Origin of the sequence: Paenibacillus sp. FSL R7-0198 (assembly GCF_038000415.1) — a bacterium.
GTDB lineage: Bacteria > Bacillota > Bacilli > Paenibacillales > Paenibacillaceae > Paenibacillus.
Map to the genome: position 1 here is coordinate 598,265 of NZ_JBBOCB010000001.1, position 23,345 is coordinate 621,609.

At 45.7% G+C, this 23,345-nt stretch carries 24 protein-coding genes; 9 read left to right on the forward strand and 15 right to left on the reverse strand.

What is annotated here, in order from left to right; all coding sequences use genetic code 11:
* Window positions 1–143: 143 nt before the first annotated feature.
* The 5 genes from MKY87_RS02370 to MKY87_RS02390 all read left to right on the forward strand — a co-directional run bounded on the left by MKY87_RS02370 (window position 144) and on the right by MKY87_RS02390 (window position 4,262).
* Window positions 144–821, forward strand: a complete 678-nt coding sequence (locus MKY87_RS02370) for a GntR family transcriptional regulator (RefSeq protein ID WP_340967363.1) — start codon at window positions 144–146, stop codon at window positions 819–821.
* A 40-nt stretch (window positions 822–861) separates the two neighbouring features.
* Window positions 862–1,929, forward strand: coding sequence for a mannonate dehydratase (gene uxuA / locus MKY87_RS02375; protein WP_091029633.1), 1,068 nt, complete (start codon window positions 862–864; stop codon window positions 1,927–1,929).
* Window positions 1,926–2,789: an SDR family oxidoreductase gene (locus MKY87_RS02380; protein ID WP_340962748.1), complete on the forward strand. Its 864-nt coding sequence runs from the start codon at window positions 1,926–1,928 to the stop codon at window positions 2,787–2,789. Before uxuA ends, MKY87_RS02380 begins: the two co-directional genes overlap by 4 nt.
* Window positions 2,790–3,135: 346 nt before the next feature.
* Window positions 3,136–3,864 carry a DUF421 domain-containing protein gene (locus tag MKY87_RS02385; protein WP_091029630.1) on the forward strand — a complete coding sequence of 243 codons (729 nt, stop codon included), beginning with the start codon at window positions 3,136–3,138 and terminating at the stop codon, window positions 3,862–3,864.
* 26 nt (window positions 3,865–3,890) lie between these two features.
* Entirely contained in the window at window positions 3,891–4,262 is a 372-nt protein-coding gene (locus tag MKY87_RS02390; RefSeq protein WP_091029627.1) for a DUF4363 family protein, read from the forward strand.
* A gap of 115 nt (window positions 4,263–4,377) precedes the next feature.
* Here the strand turns inward: MKY87_RS02390 and MKY87_RS02395 are convergent, their stop codons facing one another.
* The 6 genes from MKY87_RS02395 to rpmG form a co-directional block, all read right to left on the reverse strand.
* Window positions 4,378–5,079, reverse strand: coding sequence for a M50 family metallopeptidase (locus MKY87_RS02395; RefSeq protein ID WP_340962751.1), 702 nt, complete (start codon window positions 5,077–5,079; stop codon window positions 4,378–4,380).
* 224 nt (window positions 5,080–5,303) lie between these two features.
* Complete coding sequence (locus MKY87_RS02400) at window positions 5,304–5,786, reverse strand: hypothetical protein (RefSeq protein WP_340962752.1); 483 nt, start codon at window positions 5,784–5,786, stop codon at window positions 5,304–5,306.
* 165 nt (window positions 5,787–5,951) lie between these two features.
* The gene (locus MKY87_RS02405) at window positions 5,952–7,073 is read right to left on the reverse strand and encodes a metal ABC transporter solute-binding protein, Zn/Mn family (RefSeq protein WP_340962754.1); all 1,122 of its coding nucleotides are present in this window, start codon (window positions 7,071–7,073) and stop codon (window positions 5,952–5,954) included.
* Window positions 7,060–7,953, reverse strand: a complete 894-nt coding sequence (locus MKY87_RS02410) for a metal ABC transporter permease (RefSeq protein WP_340962756.1) — start codon at window positions 7,951–7,953, stop codon at window positions 7,060–7,062. Before MKY87_RS02410 ends, MKY87_RS02405 begins: the two co-directional genes overlap by 14 nt.
* Window positions 7,899–8,606, reverse strand: a complete 708-nt coding sequence (locus tag MKY87_RS02415; RefSeq protein WP_339783416.1) for a metal ABC transporter ATP-binding protein — start codon at window positions 8,604–8,606, stop codon at window positions 7,899–7,901. The genes MKY87_RS02410 and MKY87_RS02415 overlap by 55 nt, the downstream gene beginning before the upstream one ends.
* Before the next feature lie 50 nt (window positions 8,607–8,656).
* On the reverse strand, window positions 8,657–8,806 hold the full coding sequence (gene rpmG, locus MKY87_RS02420; protein WP_036613813.1) for a 50S ribosomal protein L33: 150 nt from the start codon (window positions 8,804–8,806) through the stop codon (window positions 8,657–8,659).
* A 169-nt stretch (window positions 8,807–8,975) separates the two neighbouring features.
* Here rpmG and MKY87_RS02425 point away from each other — a divergent pair, with 169 nt between their 5' ends.
* Complete coding sequence (locus MKY87_RS02425) at window positions 8,976–9,833, forward strand: stalk domain-containing protein (protein WP_339783414.1); 858 nt, start codon at window positions 8,976–8,978, stop codon at window positions 9,831–9,833.
* Between the two features lie 69 nt (window positions 9,834–9,902).
* Here MKY87_RS02425 and MKY87_RS02430 read toward each other — a convergent pair whose 3' ends face one another.
* On the reverse strand, window positions 9,903–11,102 hold the full coding sequence (locus tag MKY87_RS02430; RefSeq protein WP_340962759.1) for a GTP-binding protein: 1,200 nt from the start codon (window positions 11,100–11,102) through the stop codon (window positions 9,903–9,905).
* 221 nt (window positions 11,103–11,323) lie between these two features.
* Here MKY87_RS02430 and MKY87_RS02435 point away from each other — a divergent pair, with 221 nt between their 5' ends.
* Together MKY87_RS02435 and MKY87_RS02440 are read left to right on the forward strand one after the other, a co-directional pair.
* A complete protein-coding gene (locus MKY87_RS02435) occupies window positions 11,324–12,352 on the forward strand; it encodes a permease (protein WP_340962762.1) in 1,029 nt (342 codons plus the stop codon).
* Window positions 12,353–12,434: 82 nt separating this feature from the next.
* Window positions 12,435–13,418 carry a TIGR03943 family putative permease subunit gene (locus MKY87_RS02440; protein ID WP_340962764.1) on the forward strand — a complete coding sequence of 328 codons (984 nt, stop codon included), beginning with the start codon at window positions 12,435–12,437 and terminating at the stop codon, window positions 13,416–13,418.
* A 121-nt stretch (window positions 13,419–13,539) separates the two neighbouring features.
* On the opposite strand, the gene MKY87_RS02445 is transcribed toward MKY87_RS02440, so the two are convergent.
* From MKY87_RS02445 to MKY87_RS02470, 6 genes are all read right to left on the reverse strand, one after another.
* Complete coding sequence (locus tag MKY87_RS02445) at window positions 13,540–14,841, reverse strand: pyrimidine-nucleoside phosphorylase (RefSeq protein ID WP_215077629.1); 1,302 nt, start codon at window positions 14,839–14,841, stop codon at window positions 13,540–13,542.
* Between the two features lie 550 nt (window positions 14,842–15,391).
* Complete coding sequence (gene deoD / locus MKY87_RS02450) at window positions 15,392–16,099, reverse strand: purine-nucleoside phosphorylase (RefSeq protein WP_017688193.1); 708 nt, start codon at window positions 16,097–16,099, stop codon at window positions 15,392–15,394.
* Between the two features lie 98 nt (window positions 16,100–16,197).
* A complete protein-coding gene (deoB, locus tag MKY87_RS02455) occupies window positions 16,198–17,376 on the reverse strand; it encodes a phosphopentomutase (protein WP_017688192.1) in 1,179 nt (392 codons plus the stop codon).
* A gap of 29 nt (window positions 17,377–17,405) precedes the next feature.
* Entirely contained in the window at window positions 17,406–18,596 is a 1,191-nt protein-coding gene (locus MKY87_RS02460) for a NupC/NupG family nucleoside CNT transporter (protein WP_315935721.1), read from the reverse strand.
* Window positions 18,597–18,826: 230 nt separating this feature from the next.
* Window positions 18,827–19,477, reverse strand: a complete 651-nt coding sequence (gene deoC, locus MKY87_RS02465) for a deoxyribose-phosphate aldolase (protein WP_076215422.1) — start codon at window positions 19,475–19,477, stop codon at window positions 18,827–18,829.
* Between the two features lie 213 nt (window positions 19,478–19,690).
* The gene (locus MKY87_RS02470; protein ID WP_062836066.1) at window positions 19,691–20,629 is read right to left on the reverse strand and encodes a sugar-binding transcriptional regulator; all 939 of its coding nucleotides are present in this window, start codon (window positions 20,627–20,629) and stop codon (window positions 19,691–19,693) included.
* A 236-nt stretch (window positions 20,630–20,865) separates the two neighbouring features.
* Here MKY87_RS02470 and MKY87_RS02475 point away from each other — a divergent pair, with 236 nt between their 5' ends.
* On the forward strand, window positions 20,866–21,492 hold the full coding sequence (locus MKY87_RS02475) for an FMN-dependent NADH-azoreductase (protein WP_036613802.1): 627 nt from the start codon (window positions 20,866–20,868) through the stop codon (window positions 21,490–21,492).
* 162 nt (window positions 21,493–21,654) lie between these two features.
* Here MKY87_RS02475 and MKY87_RS02480 read toward each other — a convergent pair whose 3' ends face one another.
* Together MKY87_RS02480 and MKY87_RS02485 are read right to left on the reverse strand one after the other, a co-directional pair.
* Window positions 21,655–22,005 carry a hypothetical protein gene (locus tag MKY87_RS02480; protein ID WP_036613800.1) on the reverse strand — a complete coding sequence of 117 codons (351 nt, stop codon included), beginning with the start codon at window positions 22,003–22,005 and terminating at the stop codon, window positions 21,655–21,657.
* Window positions 22,006–22,090: 85 nt separating this feature from the next.
* Window positions 22,091–23,278, reverse strand: coding sequence for an MFS transporter (locus MKY87_RS02485; protein ID WP_340962768.1), 1,188 nt, complete (start codon window positions 23,276–23,278; stop codon window positions 22,091–22,093).
* Between the last annotated feature and the right edge of the window lie 67 nt (window positions 23,279–23,345).

A 23,345-nucleotide genomic window follows, 5' to 3' on the forward strand; every position in this document is an offset into this window, starting at 1 on the left:
CATCAACTAAATTTAATATAATGCCGATAAAGCGCTTCCATACTACCATACAAGTATGGTAGTATATCAATGAAGGAGTTGAAGTTGTGGAATATACCCCAAAGTTATCATCCAAAGCTGGTTTGTTGCCTGTTGCGAGCAGTATGTCTTCCATGAATAAGCAGCAATCTTACTCAACGCGAGATGTCGTTTACTTCACGCTGAAACAATACATTTTGAGTCTAAAAATGCCTCCGGGAACAGCTATTTCCGAGAAGGAAATTTCGCTGGAGTTCCAGGTCAGCCGGACACCTGTTCGAGAAAGTTTTGTAAGGCTTGCTCAGGAAGGTCTGCTGGAAGTGTATCCACAGCGTGGCACATACGTCTCTCTGATTCAGGTTGATCTCGTTGAGGAAGCACGGTTCATGCGTGAACAGCTCGAACGAGCCGTCATCAGGCTAGCCTGCGAGAACTTTCCGAACGAACAGATGGTAGCTCTTGAACGGAACCTTGCATGGCAACAGGAATGCAGGGTCAAACCGGATGATGAACGAATGTTCCAATTGGATGAGGAATTCCATAGCACTCTTTTTGCAGGCTGCAACAAAAGCAACACCTGGACTGTTATCCAGCAGATGAATGTACATTTGAATCGAAGTCGCATGTTACGCCTGTCCTCGGACCACCAGTGGGATCACCTGATTGAACAGCACCGGTCTATGGTCAAGGCCATTCAGCAGCATGATGCCGACACAGCAGAGCGACTGATGCAGGAACACTTGCATTTAACTGTCACCGATTTGGCTGTCCTGCAGGATACATATCCGTCCTATTTTCAATGACTGAATTTTTCTTCCTACTATTCATGATGAGGTGAACGTGATGAGAATGGTTTTTCGCTGGTTCGGCGAAGGCAATGATACGGTAACGCTGGATCATATCCGGCAGATTCCGGGTGTTGAAGGTATTGTGTGGGCACTGCACGATGTTCCTGCTGGCGAGGAATGGCCGATGGACAAAATACTCGCTGTCAAAACAGCAGCGGACAAGGCCGGGTTACATCTGGATGTCGTTGAGAGTGTGAACATCCATGAGGATATCAAGTTGGGCCTGCCATCAAGGGATAAATACATTGCAAATTATATTAAAACAATGGAGAAACTGGCTCAGGTGGGTGTGAAGGTCATCTGTTACAACTTTATGCCGATCTTCGACTGGCTTCGCACGGATATGCACAAGGAAATGGAGGATGGCTCAACTGCCCTCTTCTATGAGCACAGTAAACTCGCAGATATAGAACCTCTAGAACTCGTTCGACGCATTACGGAGAACTCCGCACTCACCATGCCAGGTTGGGAACCGGAACGATTGCAGTATTTAACAGGTCTGTTCGAAGCCTACAAGGATGTAACCGAGGATCATATGTGGGAGCACGCACGTTATTTCCTGCAAGAGATTATTCCTACAGCCGAACGGCTGGGGATTCGAATGGCCATCCATCCGGATGACCCGCCATGGCCAATCTTTGGATTACCAAAGATTATTACAAGTCAGGAGAATGTTCGGAAATATTTGAATCTTTATGATAGCCCTTACAACAGCGTGACACTATGCAGTGGCTCTTTGGGAGCGAATGCTGATAATGACATTATCGGGATGATACACGAGTTCAAGGATCGGATTCCATTTGCCCACATTCGTAATGTAAAAATCTACGATAACGGCGACTTTATCGAAACCTCACATCGCAGTCAGGATGGAAGTGTTGATATTGCAGGGGTTGTTGAGGCTTATCACGATATCGGTTATGAAGGTTATGCAAGACCCGACCACGGTCGTCATCTCTGGGGAGAACAGTGCCGACCTGGCTATGGACTCTATGACCGGGCTTTGGGGATCATGTATCTCTGGGGCGTCTGGGATTCCCTGCAAAGGAGGGCAAAAGCATGAGTGAACGTCAATATGAACGCTCATCTCGTCTCGAAGGCAGAACGGCTGTAATCACCGGAGGTGCTGGAGTACTATGCCGCTCCATGGCGGAAGAACTCGCTCGGCACGGTGCAAGTGTAGCCATCCTGAACCGCACCGTGTCCAAGGGGCAGGAAGTTGTAGCTGCGATTGAAGCTGCCGGTGGCAGAGCGATTGCTATTGCCTGTGACGTAACCCAGGCCGATAGTGTACAAGCGGCGGCAGATGTTGTACTGGAACAGCTTGGACCATGCGACATTCTTATTAATGGCGCCGGTGGCAATAACGCCAGTGCCAACACCACAAATGAAATTTTTAGATTGGAAGATCTGGAAAAGAGTGATGTCACTACATTTTTCGATGTAAGTGTAGAGGGATTTCGTCAGGTGATGGATCTGAATTTTGTCGGTTCTCTCATCCCCACTCAGATCTTTGCAAAACATATGATAGAGCGCGATGTTCCCGCTACTGTCATAAACATTTCTTCCATGAGCGCCCCATCTCCCATGACGAAAGTTCCAGCTTACAGCGCTGCGAAGGCAGCCATTAACAACTTCACGCAGTGGCTCGCCGTTCATCTGGCCGAATCCGGTATTCGTGTCAACGCTATTGCACCCGGATTTTTCCTGACCGAGCAAAACCGTAATCTATTACTGCAACCAGACGGCTCACCAACGGAACGTTCCAGTAAAATTATTGCGCATACACCCATGCGCCGCTTTGGCAAACCGGAAGACCTGCTTGGCACATTAATGTGGCTTGCGGATGAAAGACAGTCCGGCTTTGTCACTGGCACAGTCATTCCGGTAGATGGCGGATTTATGGCATATTCCGGTGTTTAACGATTTCTTACACAGACACTCCGATGAAAGAACAACCTTCCAATCGCTGTTATCCCCAGATTTTATCGATTCACTTCTCCGAAGGAGAAATCCGGGAATAAAGGCGAGCGCTTCGCTTTTTCAGGTTTTTTCTTTCCTCTCCGTTACGTGCAAATGAATCAGTTCAACTAATATAGAGAATTTATAGAGACCGAAGCTTGGGATACATACCCAGGTTTCGGTTTTTTGCGTTCAAGCATAAGATCATCCAGCATAGGAGAAGCTTATTATAATGCATGTTCAAAAGCAAACTTTTTAAACAACCTCATAATACAGCTACGGTGAAATAAAGGAAGGTGATACATATATGATGGAAGAAACATGGGTTGTTGCCGTACGGTCTATTATTGCCTTTCTGACCCTGATCATCTATACAAGGGTGCTGGGCAAACAGCAGATGGGTAACTTGACGTATTTTGATTACATTAACGGCATCACAATCGGTTCCATTGCAGGTACGTTTGCAACCGATCTCTCGTCCAAGGCCTGGATTCATTTTGTGGCCTTGACCATTTTCACAATCATTACGATCATCTTTCAGTATATTACGCTGAAGAATCGCACCATCTCCAAATTAATGGACTCAGATCCCACATTGATCATCCAGAACGGTAAAATTCTCGAACAGAACCTGAGTAAAATGCGAGTCAAATTTGATGAATTGACCATGATGCTGCGGCAAAAGGATGTATTTGATATTACGACGTTAGATTATGCGATTCTGGAACCGGATGGCAGCCTCTCGGTTGTTTTGAAACCTGAGAATCAACCGGTAACCGCAAAAGACATGCATATGCACCCGCCGAAGAGCAAGCTGATGACCGAGATTATCATTGATGGCCTGCTGATTAAGCAAAATCTTGAGGAAAGACACAAAGATATTAATTGGCTCAGTGAACAGCTGAAAAAGCAAAACATTACGATACAGGATATCGCTTTTGCCGCCATATTACCCAATGACAAATTGTATGTGGACCTGTTCAAGGATAAGATCACCGAAAAAATCGATATGGGCGATTATGAGGGGCCTTTCTAAACTCTTTACATGAAGGAGGCGGTTGAATGAAAACGCGTTTCTGGCTGCTATATGTGCTTCCGATCTTCCTCATTCTTGTATTCGTTGCGATTATGGCTAGCGGAGCCTTTCTCAAAAAGCCCTTTGGCAACGATGATCGCTTGCTTGAATCTATACAAACGTTAGAGAAACAGGTTGAGGGAAAACAATGGACTGAAGCCAAGTCTCAAGTTAATTACGCAATGCAAGCTTGGGATAAGGTCGTTAACCGCATTCAGTTCAGTGTAGAGCGTGAAACGATATATGATATTCTGGGCACGCTTGCTCGGATCAAGGGCGGCGTTGCGGCAGAGGATGATAAGGCGATTATGGAAGAGATTTATTACTTTTATGTGTTATGGGATAATCTTGGAGATTAGGTTCAATGTGTTCAATATCAGACTCTAATATCAGATGTACGTCCAAAAGCAAAAGGCACTCTCCTTTCATGAAGAAAGGAAGTGCCTTTTTTTGCTTTGTATACCTTTAAACCTTTTACGCTCTTCGTAATCCCCGAGACCGTGACGATCGCGAAGTGCCTTCTTTGCGGAAAAACAGAGTGAGTGCTCTGTTCGCACACCACAGTGCAAACAAAGCAAACAGCGTGCCCCAGAATAGAGCGGGAAGGAATGTCTGCTGAGCGAGATTCGCTGCATCCCCTGCCCGTGAAGGCTGAGTCCAGGACATAAATCCAACGTATACGGCACTAACGACCGACTCTTCCAGCGTAAGAAACGCTAGTAGAAGATAGTAGAACTTCACGATCTTGGCACCAAATATCATAATGACCACATTCAGGACGATGAACCCGGTCAGCCATAACATGCCGAACTCCCCTCTTACATATAACAGGAGCGACACCAGAGCTACAGCCGTCATAATCCCAAGTCCCCACATGTGCAAGCCTTTGCGGTATAAGTAGAACAATAGCCAGGCGAACAGTGATGCACTGATATATCCCGCCAGAGAAACCAGGATCGATCTGCCTGGCGTCAGCATGGAAGAGTAAGTTACACCACTATGATCAGCGTACAATTCAATGCGTAACACTTTACCGGACAATACAAGTGTCATTAGTGCATGACCGAATTCGTGAATCATCGTATCCAGGTTACGAAACAAGGACGAAAATGGAATGAATCGTGTAAGAAAGACGGAGCCTAGTAGGAACAGTATCGTTTTGATCCACTTATTCAATCGACCATACCTCCTTTACCTTCAAATAAACAAGCCTATCCTTTATAGAGGTTGTTCAAAAAGTCCGCTTTTGATTACGAAGGATGCCTAAAGGCATCATCAGCGTCGAATATGGCATTCAGCCGAAATGTCCGTTGCTCACGTAGTTTCCTACGCTCCGCTACTCCATTTCTAGCTTCATTCCATCTTCTTGGTACTGAAAACCGATCTTTTTGAACACGCACTTATACTACGCTTTTTTCACTCGATTCGTTTCGGCTTCCGAACTGTAAGGCGCAGTGCTCCATCCACCAGCAGAAGCTCCGATTGTGTCCAATGAAAAAAGAAGATAGATCATAGCGGCCCTTTTCGGTCTCTAGCGTAACGAGCAGTCGGTTCCGCATCCGACGGAGCGCATAGTGAACGAATTGATCTGCAACTTCACTTTGTATCAGGGTAACATAAGCATACAGGGAATGATCGACAGGTTCATCAAGCGGACTCACCCCTGCACATGAAAATTCCGTCCTCACGCCCGCACTCTGAAGTATGGACAATGCTTTCACAAGTTCGGCATCGACTTCAACACCGTTCCAAATCTCTGTTTTCTTCGCGGATACCGTATGTTTGTCACGTTCCGTCCAGTGCATCAGCTCCAGCTTACGTCGTCTCCACAGATGGGCAGGCTGTTCACTTAACAGCACTTCATGTTCCTCATTTAAACTCATGCAATGTGTCCTCCTGTTCTCCTCGATCCGGTCACCTTATTCAACAAAGAGAGAGCACATCCCTGTGCTCTCTGCTTTGCAAAAAGGCAAAGGAATGGCGATCCATTCCTCAGCATGTTGTATTATTGTACCTTTTTCGGTGAAAGGCATCAAACTGATCTTTTATTATTCGTTCAGCGCCAGTTTTAGAGCCTCCAGATTCTGTCTCATCACGCTAATGTAGTCCATTCCCGCCGCAATTTCTTCCTCGGTGAGTCCCTCAATCGGGTTCAATACAGCCGTCTTGGCTCCCACTTCACTTGCAATCGTCTCAGACACTTTGGATGAAACCAGTGTTTCGAAGAAAATTGTCTTCACTTGATGCTCTTTTGCAAAATCAATAACGGATGCCATCTGTGCTGCCGAAGGTTCTTGCTCAGGAGACAATCCTGCGATGGGCACCTGTTGCAATCCGTATTCCTGTGCAAGGTAGCCAAATGCAGCGTGTTGTGTGATGAAATCCTTTCGTTTGCTATCCGTCACAGCCGCCTTGAAGTCTTGATCCAGTGACTCCAGTTGAGCAACATAGGCATCTGCATTTTGCTTTAACTGTTCAGCGTGTTCTGGAGCAGCCTGCGCTAATCCCGCTTCAATATTACGTACTTCTTTGACAGCCAATGCAGGTGACAGCCATACGTGGGGATCGAGTCCACCGTGATCGTGATCATGTCCTGCTTCTGCCTCGGCGTCATGATCGTGGTCGTGTTCTTCTGTAGTCGCTTCATCCGCATGATCGTGATCATGTTCTTCTGTAGTCGCTTCATTCGCATGGTCATGGTCATGATCGTGGTCATGTTCTGTTGCCTCTGAATCTTCATGATGGTGATCATGCTCTCCACCTTCAAGCAGGTTGATGCCCTTGCTTGCTTCCACCTGAATGAGTGAAGCGTTGCTTAGACTTCCGGTGACCTGATCAATCCATGATTCCATACCAGCACCGTTGTAGACAAGCACATCCGCTTTTTCAATGCTGGCAATGTCTTGTGGTGTGGGCTCCCAATCATGAGGCTCCATCCCCGCTGGAACGAGGGTATGCACCTCAGCGAGATCACCTGCCACATTTTTGGTGAACTCATACATCGGGTAGAAGCTGACCTGCACGTTTAATTTTGCGGTTTCCGTCTCGACTGGAACGGAAGTGCCTGTCGAAGCTGTATTTGCATCAGAAGCGGATTTTTGTCCGCAGCCTGCGACGATAAGTGTGAGACTGAACAACAATCCGAGCGTAGCTTTTTTACTGAATTTCATGTGATGTATTCCTCCTAGAATGGTTGACCAGAATAACGTGCTGTGATTTCGTTTCTTTACGGTGACGCTTGCGGTTATATCGTGCAATCAGCTTTTGCGCTGATATTCCAGTCAATAGGATGACCAACAGGATGAGTGAAATTGTTCCTCCCGGTGGTGTATTTAGATGGTAAGATGTTGTGAGTCCGCTAAAAATACCAATTAACCCCGTGATTACCGCGACAATAATCGCTGCTGTAAAACTGCGAGACACTCTTAGTGCCAAGGCAGCAGGTAATACAATGAGAGCAGACACCAGCAACACACCGACGATCGGCATGGCTGAAGCTACAGTCATTCCTGTCAGAATGGCAAATGCAAACGATAAACCTTTTACCTGAACGCCCCCAATGGAAGCTGTCTCTTCATCAAACGTAAAGCTATAGAGCGGTCTTCGGAGCAGGATGAAAAAAAGTAAACCCATGACACATACTCCTGCCATCATCCACAACTGTATATCGCTAACCGCAACAATAGATCCGAATAAGTATGAGCTGAATGTCTTGGACAGATTGGTTTTGAGACTCATCAACACTACAGCAAGAGCCAGCCCCGAAGTCATGATGATTGCCACAGGTACCTCGCTGTAGGTTCGGTAACTTCGACGCAGTTGTTCAACCAGTAATGCACCGATAATTGCAATGGCGAATCCGCAGATCACCGGGTTAAGATTCATGACCGAACCGAGCGCAACCCCTGCAAGTGAGACATGGGATAACGTGTCTGCCATTAGTACCTGCCGCCTGAGCATCAGATAGACCCCGAGAATTGGAGCGATGACTCCAATCAGTCCACCTGCCCAGAAGGCACGTTGCATGAATTCGTACTCAAACACTGCCATTCCTCACTTTCTTGCCGCTCCAGAGTAATTGATCGGTCCAATCGATCTCCCATCTCTTCCAGTCCATGAGTAACCATAATAATCGTTATCCCATGAGCATCAACATAGTGGCGCATCAGATTGTAAAATCCTTCACGGCTGTGGCGGTCCATCCCCGTTGTTGGCTCATCCAGTACCAGAACCTGCGGTTGCCCAGCCATAGCTCTTGCAATACAGATCCGCTGCTTCTGTCCACCGGACAGCTCACCGACGCGTGTATTCCGATATTCCCACATGCCAACTTCCCGCAGACTGCGTTCAACGATGGCATTCTGCGTTGCTGTGAATCTGCGGAATAATCCCAACCTGGTGTAACACCCGGACCGGACCAGTTCATTCACCGTACTGGGAAATCCACTATTAAACGATGCCACCTGCTGGGGCACATAACCGATATTGGACTTGTTCCCACGTTTCAACTGCGGATTCATATGTATCGTGCCGCTCCAGGGCTTCAATAGCCCTAGTAGCAGCTTTAACAGGGTCGTTTTGGCAGAACCGTTGGGACCTGTGATGCCTATGAACTCTCCCACATGGATATCTAGCGACAGTTGATCAATGACCGGCTCTTTGCCATATCCAAATACAACATCACGCATGGAGGATAGTATCATGACTTTCCCTCTTTTCGTAAATATTACGATTTAAAAATATCAAAAAAATTTTATCTGGTTTCCCGGTGGATCGTCATTTTCTTCAAACGCGGAGAGTACTTCTTCATCTCAAGTCTCTCTGGATGGTTACGTTTGTTCTTGGTTGTTGTATAGTTGCGGTCCCCGCACTCGGTGCAGGCTAAAGTTACAATGACTCTCATGGTTGTTGCCTCCTCTTATTTAATCGTAATAATTACTATTTAATGATAGTAGCCTATGCTTTTTCTTTTGTCAACTCCATATCTGTTACAGTAAAATTTTGTATGCACAATATAATTTCATATGATATACTGCTTTGGTATCATTATACTTTACCTACGGAGGAACTAGATGAAGATCAAAAAATCAACTTTTATTGGGTCATTGGTAGCATGCAGTTTGGCTTTCGGTGCCCTGGGTGTAGCAGCTTCAAACGGAATTCAGGATATTGAAGCGGCACTCGACAGCAACATTAGCTTTAAAGTAAACGGTTTATCTTGGACACCCAAGAATGAAGCTGGAGACAAACTGAATGCACTGGTATATGACGGTGATGTATACTTGCCTGTAAGTACCACAGCAGAAGCACTCGGAGCCAACGTATCTCTGAATGTTAGCAACAAAGTTGTAAGTATCACTAATTCAGGTAGCGGTAAGTCAAGCAGTTCGAGTAGTAATAACAGCAGTACAGGTACCAAAGGTTCTGAAGATTCAAGTAAACCAGGTAGTTCAAGTAACTCAAGCACTTCTGGCTCAGTCAAGATGACTGGAACTGACGCTCAGATGATAGTCAAATTGCAAAAAGAATCTTTAACATTGATCAAAATGTATGGTAAAGCACTTAAAACAGGTAGCACTAGTGAATTTGATAAGTACATAGATGCTAAAGTTATTGAAAATCCCGAGATCGACATTTTTGATCTGGGTAAGCAATCCCAGAAAGATAAATTTAAGACTACAGTCAAAGGTATCATTGCAGCAAATGATAAAAAAACGCTGACTAAATATGCAGATCAGTTGATTAACATCAAATCAGCTGATTTTAAAGTGATTGCAATGAACGATAAAACCAAAACAAGACACAGTTACAAAGCCATTTATTATCCACAAGGATGGACGGGTTCCTATGGAGTGTACCTTACCTTTGTGTTTAGTCCGCAAAAAAGCGGCAACGGTGATTTTTATCTTGGCGATTTGTACTTTAGCTAAAGTCCTTAATACAATATAATCATTGATCTTCAGGGGCACTATTGCACTTGAAGATCTTTTCTTTTCACTTCAACTCCACGCTGGAAAAGGATCTTTCAGTTCACGCCAGTTCATCAACATCTCCTCCTCCGTAAGAAGGGTCTCATCCAATGTACGTTCAATCTCCGCCCGGTCCATGTCAATGCCGATGAATACCAATTTCGTCACCCGGTCACCCCACTCATCATCCCAGTCCGGTCTGCTTGGCAGCGTGTCGCCAAAATGAAGTTGCCTTTCCTCCTCACTCATCGCACCTACCCATATTCCTGCTGGCGCAAGCTGCTTTGATGTGCCTGCATGACTGAAAGAGATCGCCATATGGTTCCTTGTTGCCAGCCACATCAGGCCTTTGGATCGCACGATATTATCTGGCCATTTCGCAATCCAACGCAGCAACCGTTCCGGGTGGAATGGACGTTTACGATGATAGACAAATGAATGAATTCCATATTCTTCAGTCTCCGGGGTATGTTCCTCTTTCATTAATTCGCGGATCCAACCCGCTGACTGGCTTGCCTTTTCAAAATCAAAACGTCCTGTGTTCAATATCTCTCTTGGATCAATATGCCCATGTGTTGTTCGAATAAGCTTAGCTTCTGGCTGCATGGCGTGTAACGCCTTCTCAAGCTTCGAAAGTTCTTCCTCCGACACCAGATCACATTTGTTCAGAATCAGTACATCACAAAATTCCACTTGATCCGTCAGCAGATGAACGATTCCGCGAACATCGTCCTCCCCCGCTTCCTGTCCACGATCCTTCAGTGTTTCTTTGGAATAAAAATCACGCCAGAACTGGGCAGCATCAACAACCGTAACCATCGTGTCGAGACGAGTGAACTTCGTCAAATCAATGCCGAGTTCCTCATCGATATACGTAAACGTCTGCGCAACAGGTACCGGCTCACCAATACCCGTAGATTCAATCAGTATGTAGTCAAAAGAACCATCCAGCGCAAGCCGCTCGACTTCTTTCAGCAGATCCTCCCGTAAGGTGCAGCAGATGCAACCATTGGACATCTCTACCAGTTTCTCATCAATACGTGATAATCCTCCACCATCTCGTATTAAACCTGCATCGATGTTAACCTCACTGAGATCATTAACGATAACAGCAACCCGCATCCCCTCGCGGTTATGAAGCACATGATTGAGAAGTGTCGTTTTGCCTGCACCCAAATATCCACTAAGTACGGTTACTGGAACCCGCTGTTGAACCTGTTGATCTGACATTTCTGCTTCCTCCACTCTGTTTAAGTTTTAACTTTAATAGTAATTATTACTATTAAAGATGCAATCCGAACTATACCGCAGTTTTCTCTCGGTTGTCAACTCTAATATGATGAAAAATCTTGATTAATCGTAAAAATGTTGATTAGAACATAGGAATGATGTATGTTGCTGCACGTACAAGCATATATTTTAGCAAAGTCCTAGTTGTGGAGGTCTGTTTCATGAAAATGGCAGCCAATCTGAAGCTCCTGTCTTTCCTGATCCCTTGTGCATTTCTTGTTCCCGTGTTGATCACAATGGCTCCAGACTTGAAGGAAGCATGGAACAGTGAAGCTTTGCAAAATATGAAAACCGTATTCATAGGTATTTTCCTTGAAGCCGCACCTTTTCTGCTCATGGGTGTGTTATTGTCCTCGCTCATGCAGTGGTTCGTATCCGAAGAAATGGTCCGCAAACTCACGCCCAAGAATCCGATCGGTGGGGTGCTGGTTGCAGGGTTGCTCGGTATTATTTTTCCCATTTGTGAATGTGGCATGATCCCGGTAGTGAGAAGGTTGATGCACAAAGGCATGCCAGCCTATATCGCAGTTACATTCATCCTGAGTGGTCCCGTAGTGAATCCCATCGTATTTACCGCAACCTTGCTTGCCTTTCCCTCCCATCCTGAGATTACCATTGCCCGCATGGGACTGGCCTTTGCTGTAGCTGCTTCCATAGGTATGCTCGTGTATCTGTTCGTTCGTCGAAATCCCCTTCGGATGCCAAAGGTCGCTGGGACAGAGGTCAAGACACATCCTGGGTTTAAAATGGCGCAACCTCATGCAAATGCACATGATCATAACCATGTAAAAAACTGGCGCAGCTTCTTCATTCACGCCGGAGATGAATTTGTCGATATGAGCAAATATCTGGTGATCGGTGCCCTGATTACAGCCTGCATCCAGACATTCATTAGCCGCAGCGATCTGATCTCACTTGGTAATGGTCCTGTTGCCTCCTATGTATTCATGATGGGATTTGCTTATGTATTGTCTCTCTGCTCCACTTCTGATGCTTTTGTGGCTTCTGCGTTCTCACATACGTTTGCACTGGGGCCGCTGGTATCCTTCCTCGTGCTTGGTCCAATGCTGGATTTCAAAAGCACCCTGATGCTGCTCTCGACCTTCCGTACCCGGTTTGTTATTGGTCTAAGTCTAGCCATTATTACGCTTGTCTTCGCTGGCTCATGGTTGATTAATCTGCTGGTATAAAGGTTGAGCAAAATACTTCATGACTTAAATGGTTAATCCTATGAACTTTCATCCTGATGATTAATAGAAATGAGGTAATGATATGAACCACACTATCTATACGATGACCAAACCTCCTGTTCCAAGGTCACACATCATTCAATGGCATAACCTGATCCGTGCGGTCTGGATGGGCGGTCTTGCGGTATACATTATTCATTTGAATTCAAGTGATTCGCTTCATTATTATTTGGCTCCTACCATGCAAAAACTGCTGTTATGCTGCCCTGTTCCCTTATTGTTTATTGCTGTTATCATGGCATGGCATGGATTGTTCGGTAGAAACGAGGTTCATTGCGACTGTGAGCATCCACCACCCTCGGGGTTCCTTCGTAGTTCAATGGTATATGGTCTGATTGCCATACCCTTGTTGCTGGGATTTCTGTTACCTGATCGGGCTCTCGGCAGCTCCATGGCCAGTCAGAAAGGCATGTCTCTCACCTATGCACCTCCCGAGATTCGTCGCAAAGAGCCTTTACCTGACCCGGCAACGCAATTGAATGTACAAGATCACACACAAAAACCAACGACCGTTCAGCCTGCATCGGCTCCCAAAGTACAATTCATTCCCCCAGACGAGTATAGCCGCGAATTCGCTGAATTAGCGGAGAAGTTGTATGCAGAACAGGTTATCCGAGTCTATCCCGAGATCTTCTCTGAAACCCTCGGCACGATTGATATGTTCCAGCGACAATTTGCAGGCAAAGATATCTCCTTAACCGGGTTCGTTTATCGGGACAAAAGCATGGATCATGAATCACACTTTGCGCTGGGACGATTTCTCGTCATGTGCTGCCCCGCGGATGCGGCTCCCTTTGGCGTGATGATTCACATTCCAGAAGCAGATAGCTTTCCAACAGATAGCTGGGTGCAAATCGATGGCAGCATCGGCTCAGCACAGGTGAATGGTAAGGATACGATTGAAATTCGGGCAAAAAAGGTGACACGTGTAGCTGAGCCATCCACGCCTTATATTTATACCAATGCGGACTCGGTGATGGCGTATGAGAAAATAAAGAGCCAGTAGTTGCTAGTAGTAGTAACAACTTGCACCTCAACGACAAAAAGCCCCAAAGCGATGGATTACATTGCTTTGGGGCTTTCATGTTCAATCAGGAAGAGATTACATCTCGTCTGATCTGATTGTATTATTCCGTTACGATATCATGAACCAATACAGGAGCATCGGCATGATCCGCAATCGTAATGTTTTCTTTGATCTTCGCGATGACGTCTGCTACGTCTTCACGGTTGGCATGAATCGTTACGAGGGACTCACCAGCTTTGACTGGGTCACCGACTTTTTTGTTCAGCATCAGACCAACCGCAAGATCGATCTCAGATTCTTTTGTTGCACGACCTGCGCCGAGCAGCATTGCTGCCGTTCCGATTTCGTCAGCGACGATTCCGGCAACATAGCCGTCTTTGTCTGCTGGAACTTCAACCAGGTATTTTGCTTGTGGCAAACGATCTGGATGATCCACAACCGAAGCGTCTCCGCCTTGGTTTGCCAGGAAATCTTTGAATTTCTCCAGCGCTTTACCATTCTGGATCACTTCTTTTAATTTCTCCTCGGCATGCTCCAAGGAATCTGCCTTGCCAGCAAGGAATACCATCTGACGTCCAAGTGCCAGACACAGTTCTTCCAGATCTTTTGGACCTTTACCTTGCAGGGTAAGGATGGCTTCTTTCACTTCAAGCGCGTTACCAATCGCCAGACCCAGTGGTTGGGACATATCGGAGATAACAGCCATCGTTTTACGTCCAACATTGTTACCGATGCTTACCATGGCATGTGCCAATTCTTTAGCATCTTCCGTTGTTTTCATGAATGCACCAGCACCCGTTTTAACATCCAATACGATTGCATCTGCACCTGCTGCAATTTTCTTACTCATGATGGAGCTGGCGATCAGTGGAATGGAGTTAACGGTAGCTGTTACGTCACGCAGTGCATAGAGCTTTTTGTCTGCAGGCGTTAGATTACCACTTTGTCCGATAACTGCAACCTTGTGTTCGTTTACGAGACGAATGAACTCTTCTTTTTCAAGCTCTACGTGGAAACCAGCAACGGATTCCAGCTTGTCTGTTGTACCACCCGTGTGACCAAGTCCACGGCCGGACATTTTGGCAACAGGTACATCCAGCGCAGCAACAAGCGGAGCCAGTACCAGTGTTGTTGTATCGCCCACTCCTCCCGTGGAGTGCTTGTCTACTTTGATGCCTTCGATAGCGGACAGGTCGATCGTCTCACCGGAATTCACCATCGACATCGTCAGATCGGCGCGTTCCTTGTCTGTCATATCTTTGAAGAAAACTGCCATCGCCCAAGCGCTGACTTGATAGTCGGGGATTTCTCCTTGTGTGTATCCTTGAACAACAAAATCAATCTCAGCTGTTGTCAGTTCTTTTCCGTCGCGTTTCTTAGCAATAATGTCTACCATTCTCATGATGATCTCTCCTTGTGTGTGTATTGATTGTATAGAACACTTTGAGCACCATTCGTTCCGGCTCCGGATCGTTCCTTTGATCGCTGTTGTCTCCAAGTTTTTCTGATTCCATTTTTGCAATGAAGAAAACTTGGAGACAGCATATCCTTCCGAAGCAGCTTTCTTTCAGAAAGCTTTTAGGCGAACGCTTCGCTTCTTCAGAATCGATTCTGGTTCCTTCACTCCGTGCTTCAAACAAAAGTTTCGATTAAAATCAAATGATTATTGTATATAAAATACAAAAACATCTGTTGTCATCTTATACAACATTTTGATGTTAATTCGTTCCGGCTCCGGATCGTTCCTTCGATCGCTGTTGTCTCCAAGTTTTTCTGATTCCATTTGCGATGGAGAAAACTTGGAGACAGCATATCCTTCCGAAGCAGCTTTCTTTCAGAAAGCTTTTAGGCGAACGCTTCGCTTCTTCAGAATCGATTCCGGTTCCTTCACTCCGTGCTTCAAACAAAAGTTTCGATTAAAATCAATTGATTTTGAATATTAAATACAACAATTACAGTGTGATTGCTGTGTCCAGGGCAACTACCATCATGTCGTTGAACGTTTTTTGACGCTCTTCGGCAGATGTTTCTTCGCCTGTCAGCAAGTGGTCACTTACCGTCAGGATGGTCAGTGCGTTAACACCAAACTTGGCAGCGATAGTGTACAATGCTGTTGTTTCCATCTCTACGCCCAGTACGCCGTGTTTCATCAACTTCTCAGTTACTGAACGGTCATCGCGATAGAAAGAATCGGAGCTGAACACGTTACCGACATGAATCTTCATACCTTTAGCTGTTGCACGGTCATATGCTTCTTTCAGCAGGGAGAACGTAGCGATTGGTGAGAAGTCATATCCACCGAATACGTGTTTGTTCATGCTGGAATCTGTACATGCTGCTTGTGCAAGGATGACGTCACGTACACGTACATGCTCCTGCATACCGCCACAAGTACCTACACGAATCAGGTTTTTCACGCCATATTCGCTGATCAATTCGTTGGCATAGATTGCGAAGGACGGAATACCCATCCCTGAACCTTGCACCGAAATCCGGTGTCCTTGATATGTACCTGTGTAACCGAGCATTCCACGAACCTCGTTGTAACATACAACATCTTCAAGGTAAGTATCTGCAATATACTTCGCGCGCAATGGGTCTCCTGGCAAAAGGATCGTTTCTGCGATATCTCCGGGTTTTGCTCCAATATGTGTACTCATGAATGAATCTCCTCCAGTTATACATTTAGTCTATTATGATGGAAGGAGCGGAGCAGCCACAGCTACCCCGACATCCCCTATCCCGTTTTCAAAAAAACTTATTTCAAATCCTTCAGGAAGCTGGTACCGTATTCCGGCATTTTCACTCCAAAGTTCTCGGCTACGGTTGCACCAAGGTCAGCAAATGTGCTACGCAGATCAAGCTTTTTGCCCTCGCTGAAGCGCGGAGAGTAGGCAAGCAGTGGTACATATTCACGCGTATGGTCTGTACCTCGGTATGTTGGATCGTTACCATGGTCAGCTGTGATCAGCAGCAGGTCATCATTGGTCATTTTGGCAAAAATCTCTGGCAGCCGTGCATCATAGTCTTCAAGTGCCTGAGCATAACCTTGCGGATCACGACGGTGACCGTACAGGGCATCAAAATCAACCAGGTTCAGGAAGCTGAGTCCAGTGAACTCTTCATCCATCGTTTCGGACAACTTGTCCATACCATCCATGTTGGAGACGGTACGAACAGCCTTGGTCACACCTTCTCCATCATAGATATCTGCGATTTTACCCAAGGCAATCACATCAAATCCGCCATCTTGCAGTTCATTCATAACCGTACGACCAAAAGGTTTGAGTGCATAGTCATGACGATTCGCAGTACGTTTCCAGTTACCCGCTTCACCTACAAATGGACGTGCAATAATGCGGCCCAGCATGTACGGATCTTCAAGTGTAATTTCACGGCAGAACTCACAGATTTCATACAGTTCCTTCAATGGGACAACGTCCTCATGTGCTGCAATTTGTAGAACCGAATCCGCGGATGTGTACACGATGAGTGCGCCAGTTTCGACATGCTCTGCACCCAGCTCATCCAGAATTTCCGTGCCGCTGGCCGGTTTGTTTCCAATTACCTTGCGGCCTGTTTTCTCTTCAATGCGCTGAATCAACTCATCGGGAAAACCATTCTCGAACACACGGAAAGGTGTATCAATGTAAAGACCCATCAGCTCCCAGTGACCTGTCATTGTGTCTTTGCCTCTGGATGCTTCCTGCATCTTGGTGTAATACGCTTTAGGTGCATCCGCTACAGGGACACCCTCGATTTCTTTGATGTTGGACAGTCCGAGACTGGCCATGTGAGGCATTTTCAGACCTCCGCGTTCACGTGCAATGTGACCGAAGGTATCTACATCAAAATCATCAAATTCTGCTGCATCCGGCGCTTCGCCGATCCCTACAGAATCCATAACGATCAGATGTACTCTTTTGAATGTTGACATAACCTAAGCACTCCTTCCAATAATCCGGTTTACAAGAACAGTCCGGCGATGATCGCTGACAATACACTGACAAGCGATGCACCGTAAAGCAGTTTCAGACCGAAGCGGGCTACCACATTACCTTGTTTCTCATGAAGTCCCTTCACCGCACCGGCAATGATACCGATGGAAGAGAAGTTAGCGAACGATACGAGGAAGACGGATACGATCCCTGTTGTTCTGGCAGACAATAAGGTCTCCTTCGCTAGAGCAAGCATGGCAACGAATTCGTTGGATACCATTTTGGTTGCCATAATACTTCCCGCCTGAATCGCTTCTTTCCAAGGAACACCCATAATAAAGGCTAATGGTGCAAACACATAACCAAGCAGTTCCTGGAACGAAATACCAAGCACCGCACTGAAAATTCCGTTAACAAGTGCAATCAAGGCAACAAAACCGATTAACATCGCAGCTACGATGATGGCAACTTTGAATCCATCCAGGATGTATTCGCCGAGCATTTCGAAGAAGGACTGTTTTTCCTCTTCCTGTACTTCCAATATATCTTCTTCCTCTGTAACTTCATAAGGATTCACAATGGAAGCAATGATAAAACCGCCAAACAGGTTCAGCACAAGTGCCGTAACCACATATTTCGGATCAATCATGGACATATAGGCACCGACAATCGACATCGATACCGTGGACATCGCCGAGGCACACAAGGTGTACAGCCGATGTTTTGGCAACAACCCAATTTGTTTTTTCACAGAAATGAACACTTCAGATTGCCCCAATACAGCCGAAGCAACCGCGTTATATGATTCCAGTTTGCCCATTCCGTTGATTTTGCTTAATACCAGACCAATATATTTTATAACAAAAGGTAAGATTCGGATATACTGCAATATCCCAATGAGTGCAGAGATGACAACAATCGGCATCAATACGCTGAGGAAAAATGGTGTCCCTACGGTATCTGCACCTACGGTAGTCAAATCACCAAATACAAACGCAATTCCTTCATTCGCATAATCAAGCAAACTTTTAAATACGGACGCGAAGCCGCCAATCAACCATGTCCCGACTCCTGTATTCAGCAAGGCATACGCCAGGATCACTTGTAAAACAACCATAACGACCAGTGGTCGGTAACGAATCTTCTTTTTACCGTTGCTTGCGATATAAGCCAGTCCAAAAACAACGAGTAAACCAAGAAGGGCAATTAGAAATTTCATTTGATCTCTCCTTTGAAGGTAGTTAAGCCGGATGTGGAAATTCAGCTCAAAGGGTTCTTAAGCATTCTTATCAGTAATCTTTCAGAAAACTTATGAAGCGCTTACAATAAGTTCCGTTAATTAAAATATAAGTGTAAGTTGTATTCCCTGTACCTGAGTCGAACGCCCAAGTACAGAGAATATAACATTACTTTTATTTATTAAGCTTTTTCTTGATAAGATGCTTTTGCTTAATAAGAAGATGTAGACTGACCACCCTGCATAATCTTCACGCCAGAACTTGCACCGATACGAGTTGCACCCGCTTCGATCATTTTCTGCATATCTTCCAGGCTACGTACGCCACCGGAAGCTTTAACGCCAACATCAGGACCTACAGTACGACGCATCAAAGCGATATCTTCTGGCGTTGCTCCACCTGTGGAGAAACCTGTAGAAGTTTTAACAAAATCAGCTCCAGCACGCACAGCTGCCTGACAAGCACGTACTTTCTCTTCATCCGTCAACAGACAAGTTTCAATAATAACTTTCACCAAAGCTTTACCCGCAGCCGCTTCAACAACAGCACGAATATCTTGTTCAACGAAATCATCTTTGCCATCTTTCAAAGCACTGATGTTGATGACCATATCGACTTCAGTTGCACCTTTAGCAATCGCATCTTTCGTTTCGAAAGCTTTTGTCTCCGATGTAGATGCTCCCAGAGGGAAACCAATAACGGTGCAGATATCTACGCCAGAACCCTGCAACTGCTCAGCAGCATAAGCAACCCAGCCTGGGTTAACACATACGGAAGCAAACTGATATTGCTTTGCTTCTTCGGTTAACTTGGCCATTTCACTTTGCGTTGCGTCCGCACGAAGCAACGTATGGTCGATCATTTTAGCTAATTGTGGTGTAGTCAATTGAATCTCTCCCTTATCTGAACTAGTTATTTTCTATACCCTTACACTAACATGAACATATGTAAAAATCAACTTGAACTTTTGTTCACAGTTGCACTTACATTTCTTCTTCGTTATATTTTCTTCCTAAAAAAGCAAAACATCCGCCCTTTTTGCGTGGCAGATGTTGTCATCCATATCCATTTGAAATTAAAATCGAAGTAATGCCTGCGCTGTGTACTGGTCCGTGACCAGAATATTTGCGTAATGACCTTTAAGAGCCGCATGAATGGCTTCAATTTTGCGTTGTCCCCCGGCAACAAGAATTGATTTTTCCTTATTTCTCAACTCGGCTAGATCAATTCCAACGGTTCTGCTGTTAATCTCTTCACTGATCAACTGACCTTCCGCGTCGAAAAAGCGTGAACAAATGTCACCTGCACCGGAGTTCATCAGCAATTGTTGCTCTTCTTCATTGAAGTAACCGAGCCTGAACAATAATGCATCTTCCTTCACAGTACCCACGGTAAACAAAGCAATGTTGGCCTGTCTGCCAAGTTCCACGATTCTGCCGATATGTCGATCCGCTTCCACCATGTTTTTTACTTCAATGTTGTCGAAAATAACAGGCAGTGGCAGATACCTTGGTACCGTATGGAATGCCTCAGCGAACAAATGAACAATCTCAGCGGCATACGTATTGACATGGGAGTGGCTTACGCCCCCCTTCAATTGCACGACTTCGACACCTTTAACCTGCTTCGGACGAAGTTGGCGTGCTACAGCATGCATGGTTGTTCCCCAGGTCACCCCAATGATATCTGCATCCTGAACCGTCTCCTGAAGGTAGTCTGCTGCTCGTTTGCTGATATGCTTCTGTATTTCCTCATCACTCTTCAACGGGGCAAAACACACAAGTGCCGTATCCAGATCATATTTCGACTTGAGTTCTCCGGCAATGATATCGATATCCTCCAGCGGGTCCATAATTTCTATCCGGACGTATCCACGATCTTTGGCGTACTGAAGTAACCTTGATACGGTTGGACGCGACACGCCCAACCTTGCGGCGATATCCTGCTGGCTATAATCGGACTGATAATACAATTTCGCTGCTTCAATGCTTAATCGTTGCTTCTCCAGGTCCATTCCCATGTGCGCTCATCTCACTCATCCTATTGTCTTTGGAAAATAAATACTCGTCCTGTATATTATACATGGATTGAGTATCTGGTCACTACGTAGCATCCAATTCAGTATCATGATCAATCCATTCATATCCCTTTCTGACGTATAAAACGGGGGAAACGATGCATACTACTGCGGTCGCTTCATCATTGCCAAGAATGCTTCACCCCATTAATCGCACAGAGAGGAAGAATTGTATGTCTACCTTATTGTATATTACTGCCCATCCTCATGATCATGAAACCTCCTTCAGCATGGCTACGGGCAAAGCATTTATTGATGCTTATCGTGAAAGTCACCCTTCTGATGAGGTTGTTCACCTCGATCTGTATCGTTCGGATATTCCGCATATCGACGCGGATGTCTTCAGTGGTTGGGGCAAACTGCAATCGGGCAGTGATCTGACTGCCGAAGAACAGACCAAAGTTAGCCGTTTGAATGAACTGTCGGATCAATTTGCCTCAGCAGATAAATATGTTTTTGTAACCCCGATGTGGAACTTCTCGTTCCCTCCAATTCTGAAGGCTTATGTCGACTCGATCTGCGTAGCTGGCAAAACATTTCGTTATACCGAACAAGGTCCTGTTGGACTGTTGTCCGACAAAAAAGCGTTGCATATTCAGGCTCGCGGTGGCATTTATTCCGAAGGCCCAGCAGCTCAGATGGAATCCGGTCATCGTTATCTGAGTATTATCATGTCTTTCCTTGGCGTGCCGAAGCTTGATGGCATTTTTGTTGAGGGGCATAACCAGTATAAAGATCGTGCGGATGAGATCAAGCAACAGGCTATAGAGCAAGCACGCACTTTCGCAAAACAGTTTTAAGAGAGGTAGTTCAAAAAGTCCGCTTTTGATTACGAATGATGCCTAGTGGCATCATTAGCAGTGTAGTAAACAATTAAATTAGAGCAAAAATAAAACCCGCGTGCGACCTTGGGGATAATCCCAGGAAACACGCGGGTTTTCAATGTATAATCAACCTAGAGCTTATTGATGTCCAGCGCTGGCACGGCTCATGGTTTCAAGTTTACGTGTGATCGCATGACGGTCTACTTTTAATCCCCAGATCATTTCAATAATCTGCTCTTTCTCCTCAGGACTGTCAGCATGCTTCAGTTGCATTAACAGATCATGCATTTGTTCATTGATGCCTTCAAATTGAATCCATAAATCCTGTCTTACCTCTTTAGAATCCAGATGATGATTCGCATCGACTTCTTCCTTCAATGCTTGCAGAATAGCATCTTTCCATTCGTCATCACCCAGCTGTTTCGCAATGTTCAGGAGATCCAGATAATCGTCAACAAGAAGTGAGTTCAATTCAGCATGTGTTTTCATCGTTTATTGCATCCCCTTTTCGTCTATTTACCAAGTATTATACTCGGTATTTCAGGATATGCAATAGCTGTCGGAAAAAGTTGATTTATGTAACCTGTCCCTTCAACCTGTGAACAAGCAAATTACACAAGACAAAACCGATCAAAACATACACACCGATCATCCCCACAATGCCTATCCATCCAAGATGACTGTAAAGCAGTCCACCCCCTGTTCCACTTACGCTTGAACCAAGATAGTAGAAAAATAAATACAACGCATTGGCCTGGGATTTGTGCTGATTGGCCACGAGTCCAACCCAGCTGCTTGCGATGGAATGACCACCAAAGAAACCGAAGGCAAACAGGGCGAGTCCGATAATTTTGACCCAAAGCGCTGGATGAAAGGTACAGACTGCACCAGCCAGAATAATGCCCAGCGCGATTCCAAGCACATGTGATCTACCGTAACGATCGGCAAGCCTGCCCATCCAGGTACTGCTCACTGTACCCATCAGATACACCACAAAAAGACTCCCAACGATGGACTGGCTAAGTTGATAGGGTTCTCCCGTTAATTCAAAACCGATATAGTTGAACAGGGTCACGAATCCCCCCATCAGGAGAAACCCGAGTCCATACAGGCATAACAGCCTTGGATTGCGACATTGTGACCACAAAAGAGGTATTGGATTTTTGAATCCGGGTGCAGCTTTGACAAAATGACGGGATGGCGGGATGACAAGCCAAAAAACAACGGCTGCACACAGTCCAAGAATACCAATGAAACCCACAGCAGCGCGCCAACTGAACCAATCTGTCACCACACCGCTGATGAAACGGCCGGCCATGCCTCCTATCGAATTGCCACTGATATATAGGCCCATGGCATAACCAAGACTTCTAGGTTCAATTTCTTCTGACAGATATGTCATGGCTATCGCTGGCAACCCTGCGAGTGCCACCCCCTGAAGAATACGAAGCAGAAGAAGTTCCGTATATCCCGGGCTGAATGCGCTCAGCAAAGCAATTACAGAAGATATCACCAGTGCCGCTGTCATAATAAAGCGTCGGCCCACAGAGTCAGACAAGGACCCGATGAACAGCATCGTCAGTGCCATGGCGATCGTTGTTACCGATAACGTAAGACTGGCGTGTGCCGGTGTAATGGAGAATGCATCGCTAATCTCAGGCATTAGGGGTTGGAGACTGTAGAGCAAAGCAAAGGTGACAAAACCTCCGGCGAACAGTGCAAGGCTAATGTTACGAAACGTCTTAGTTCCCTGCTGAATCATGGATGTTCCAACTTTCTCAGTAAGAAAGCTTCTTGGATCGACTGTGGCCTGATCGCCGGTCAGTGAA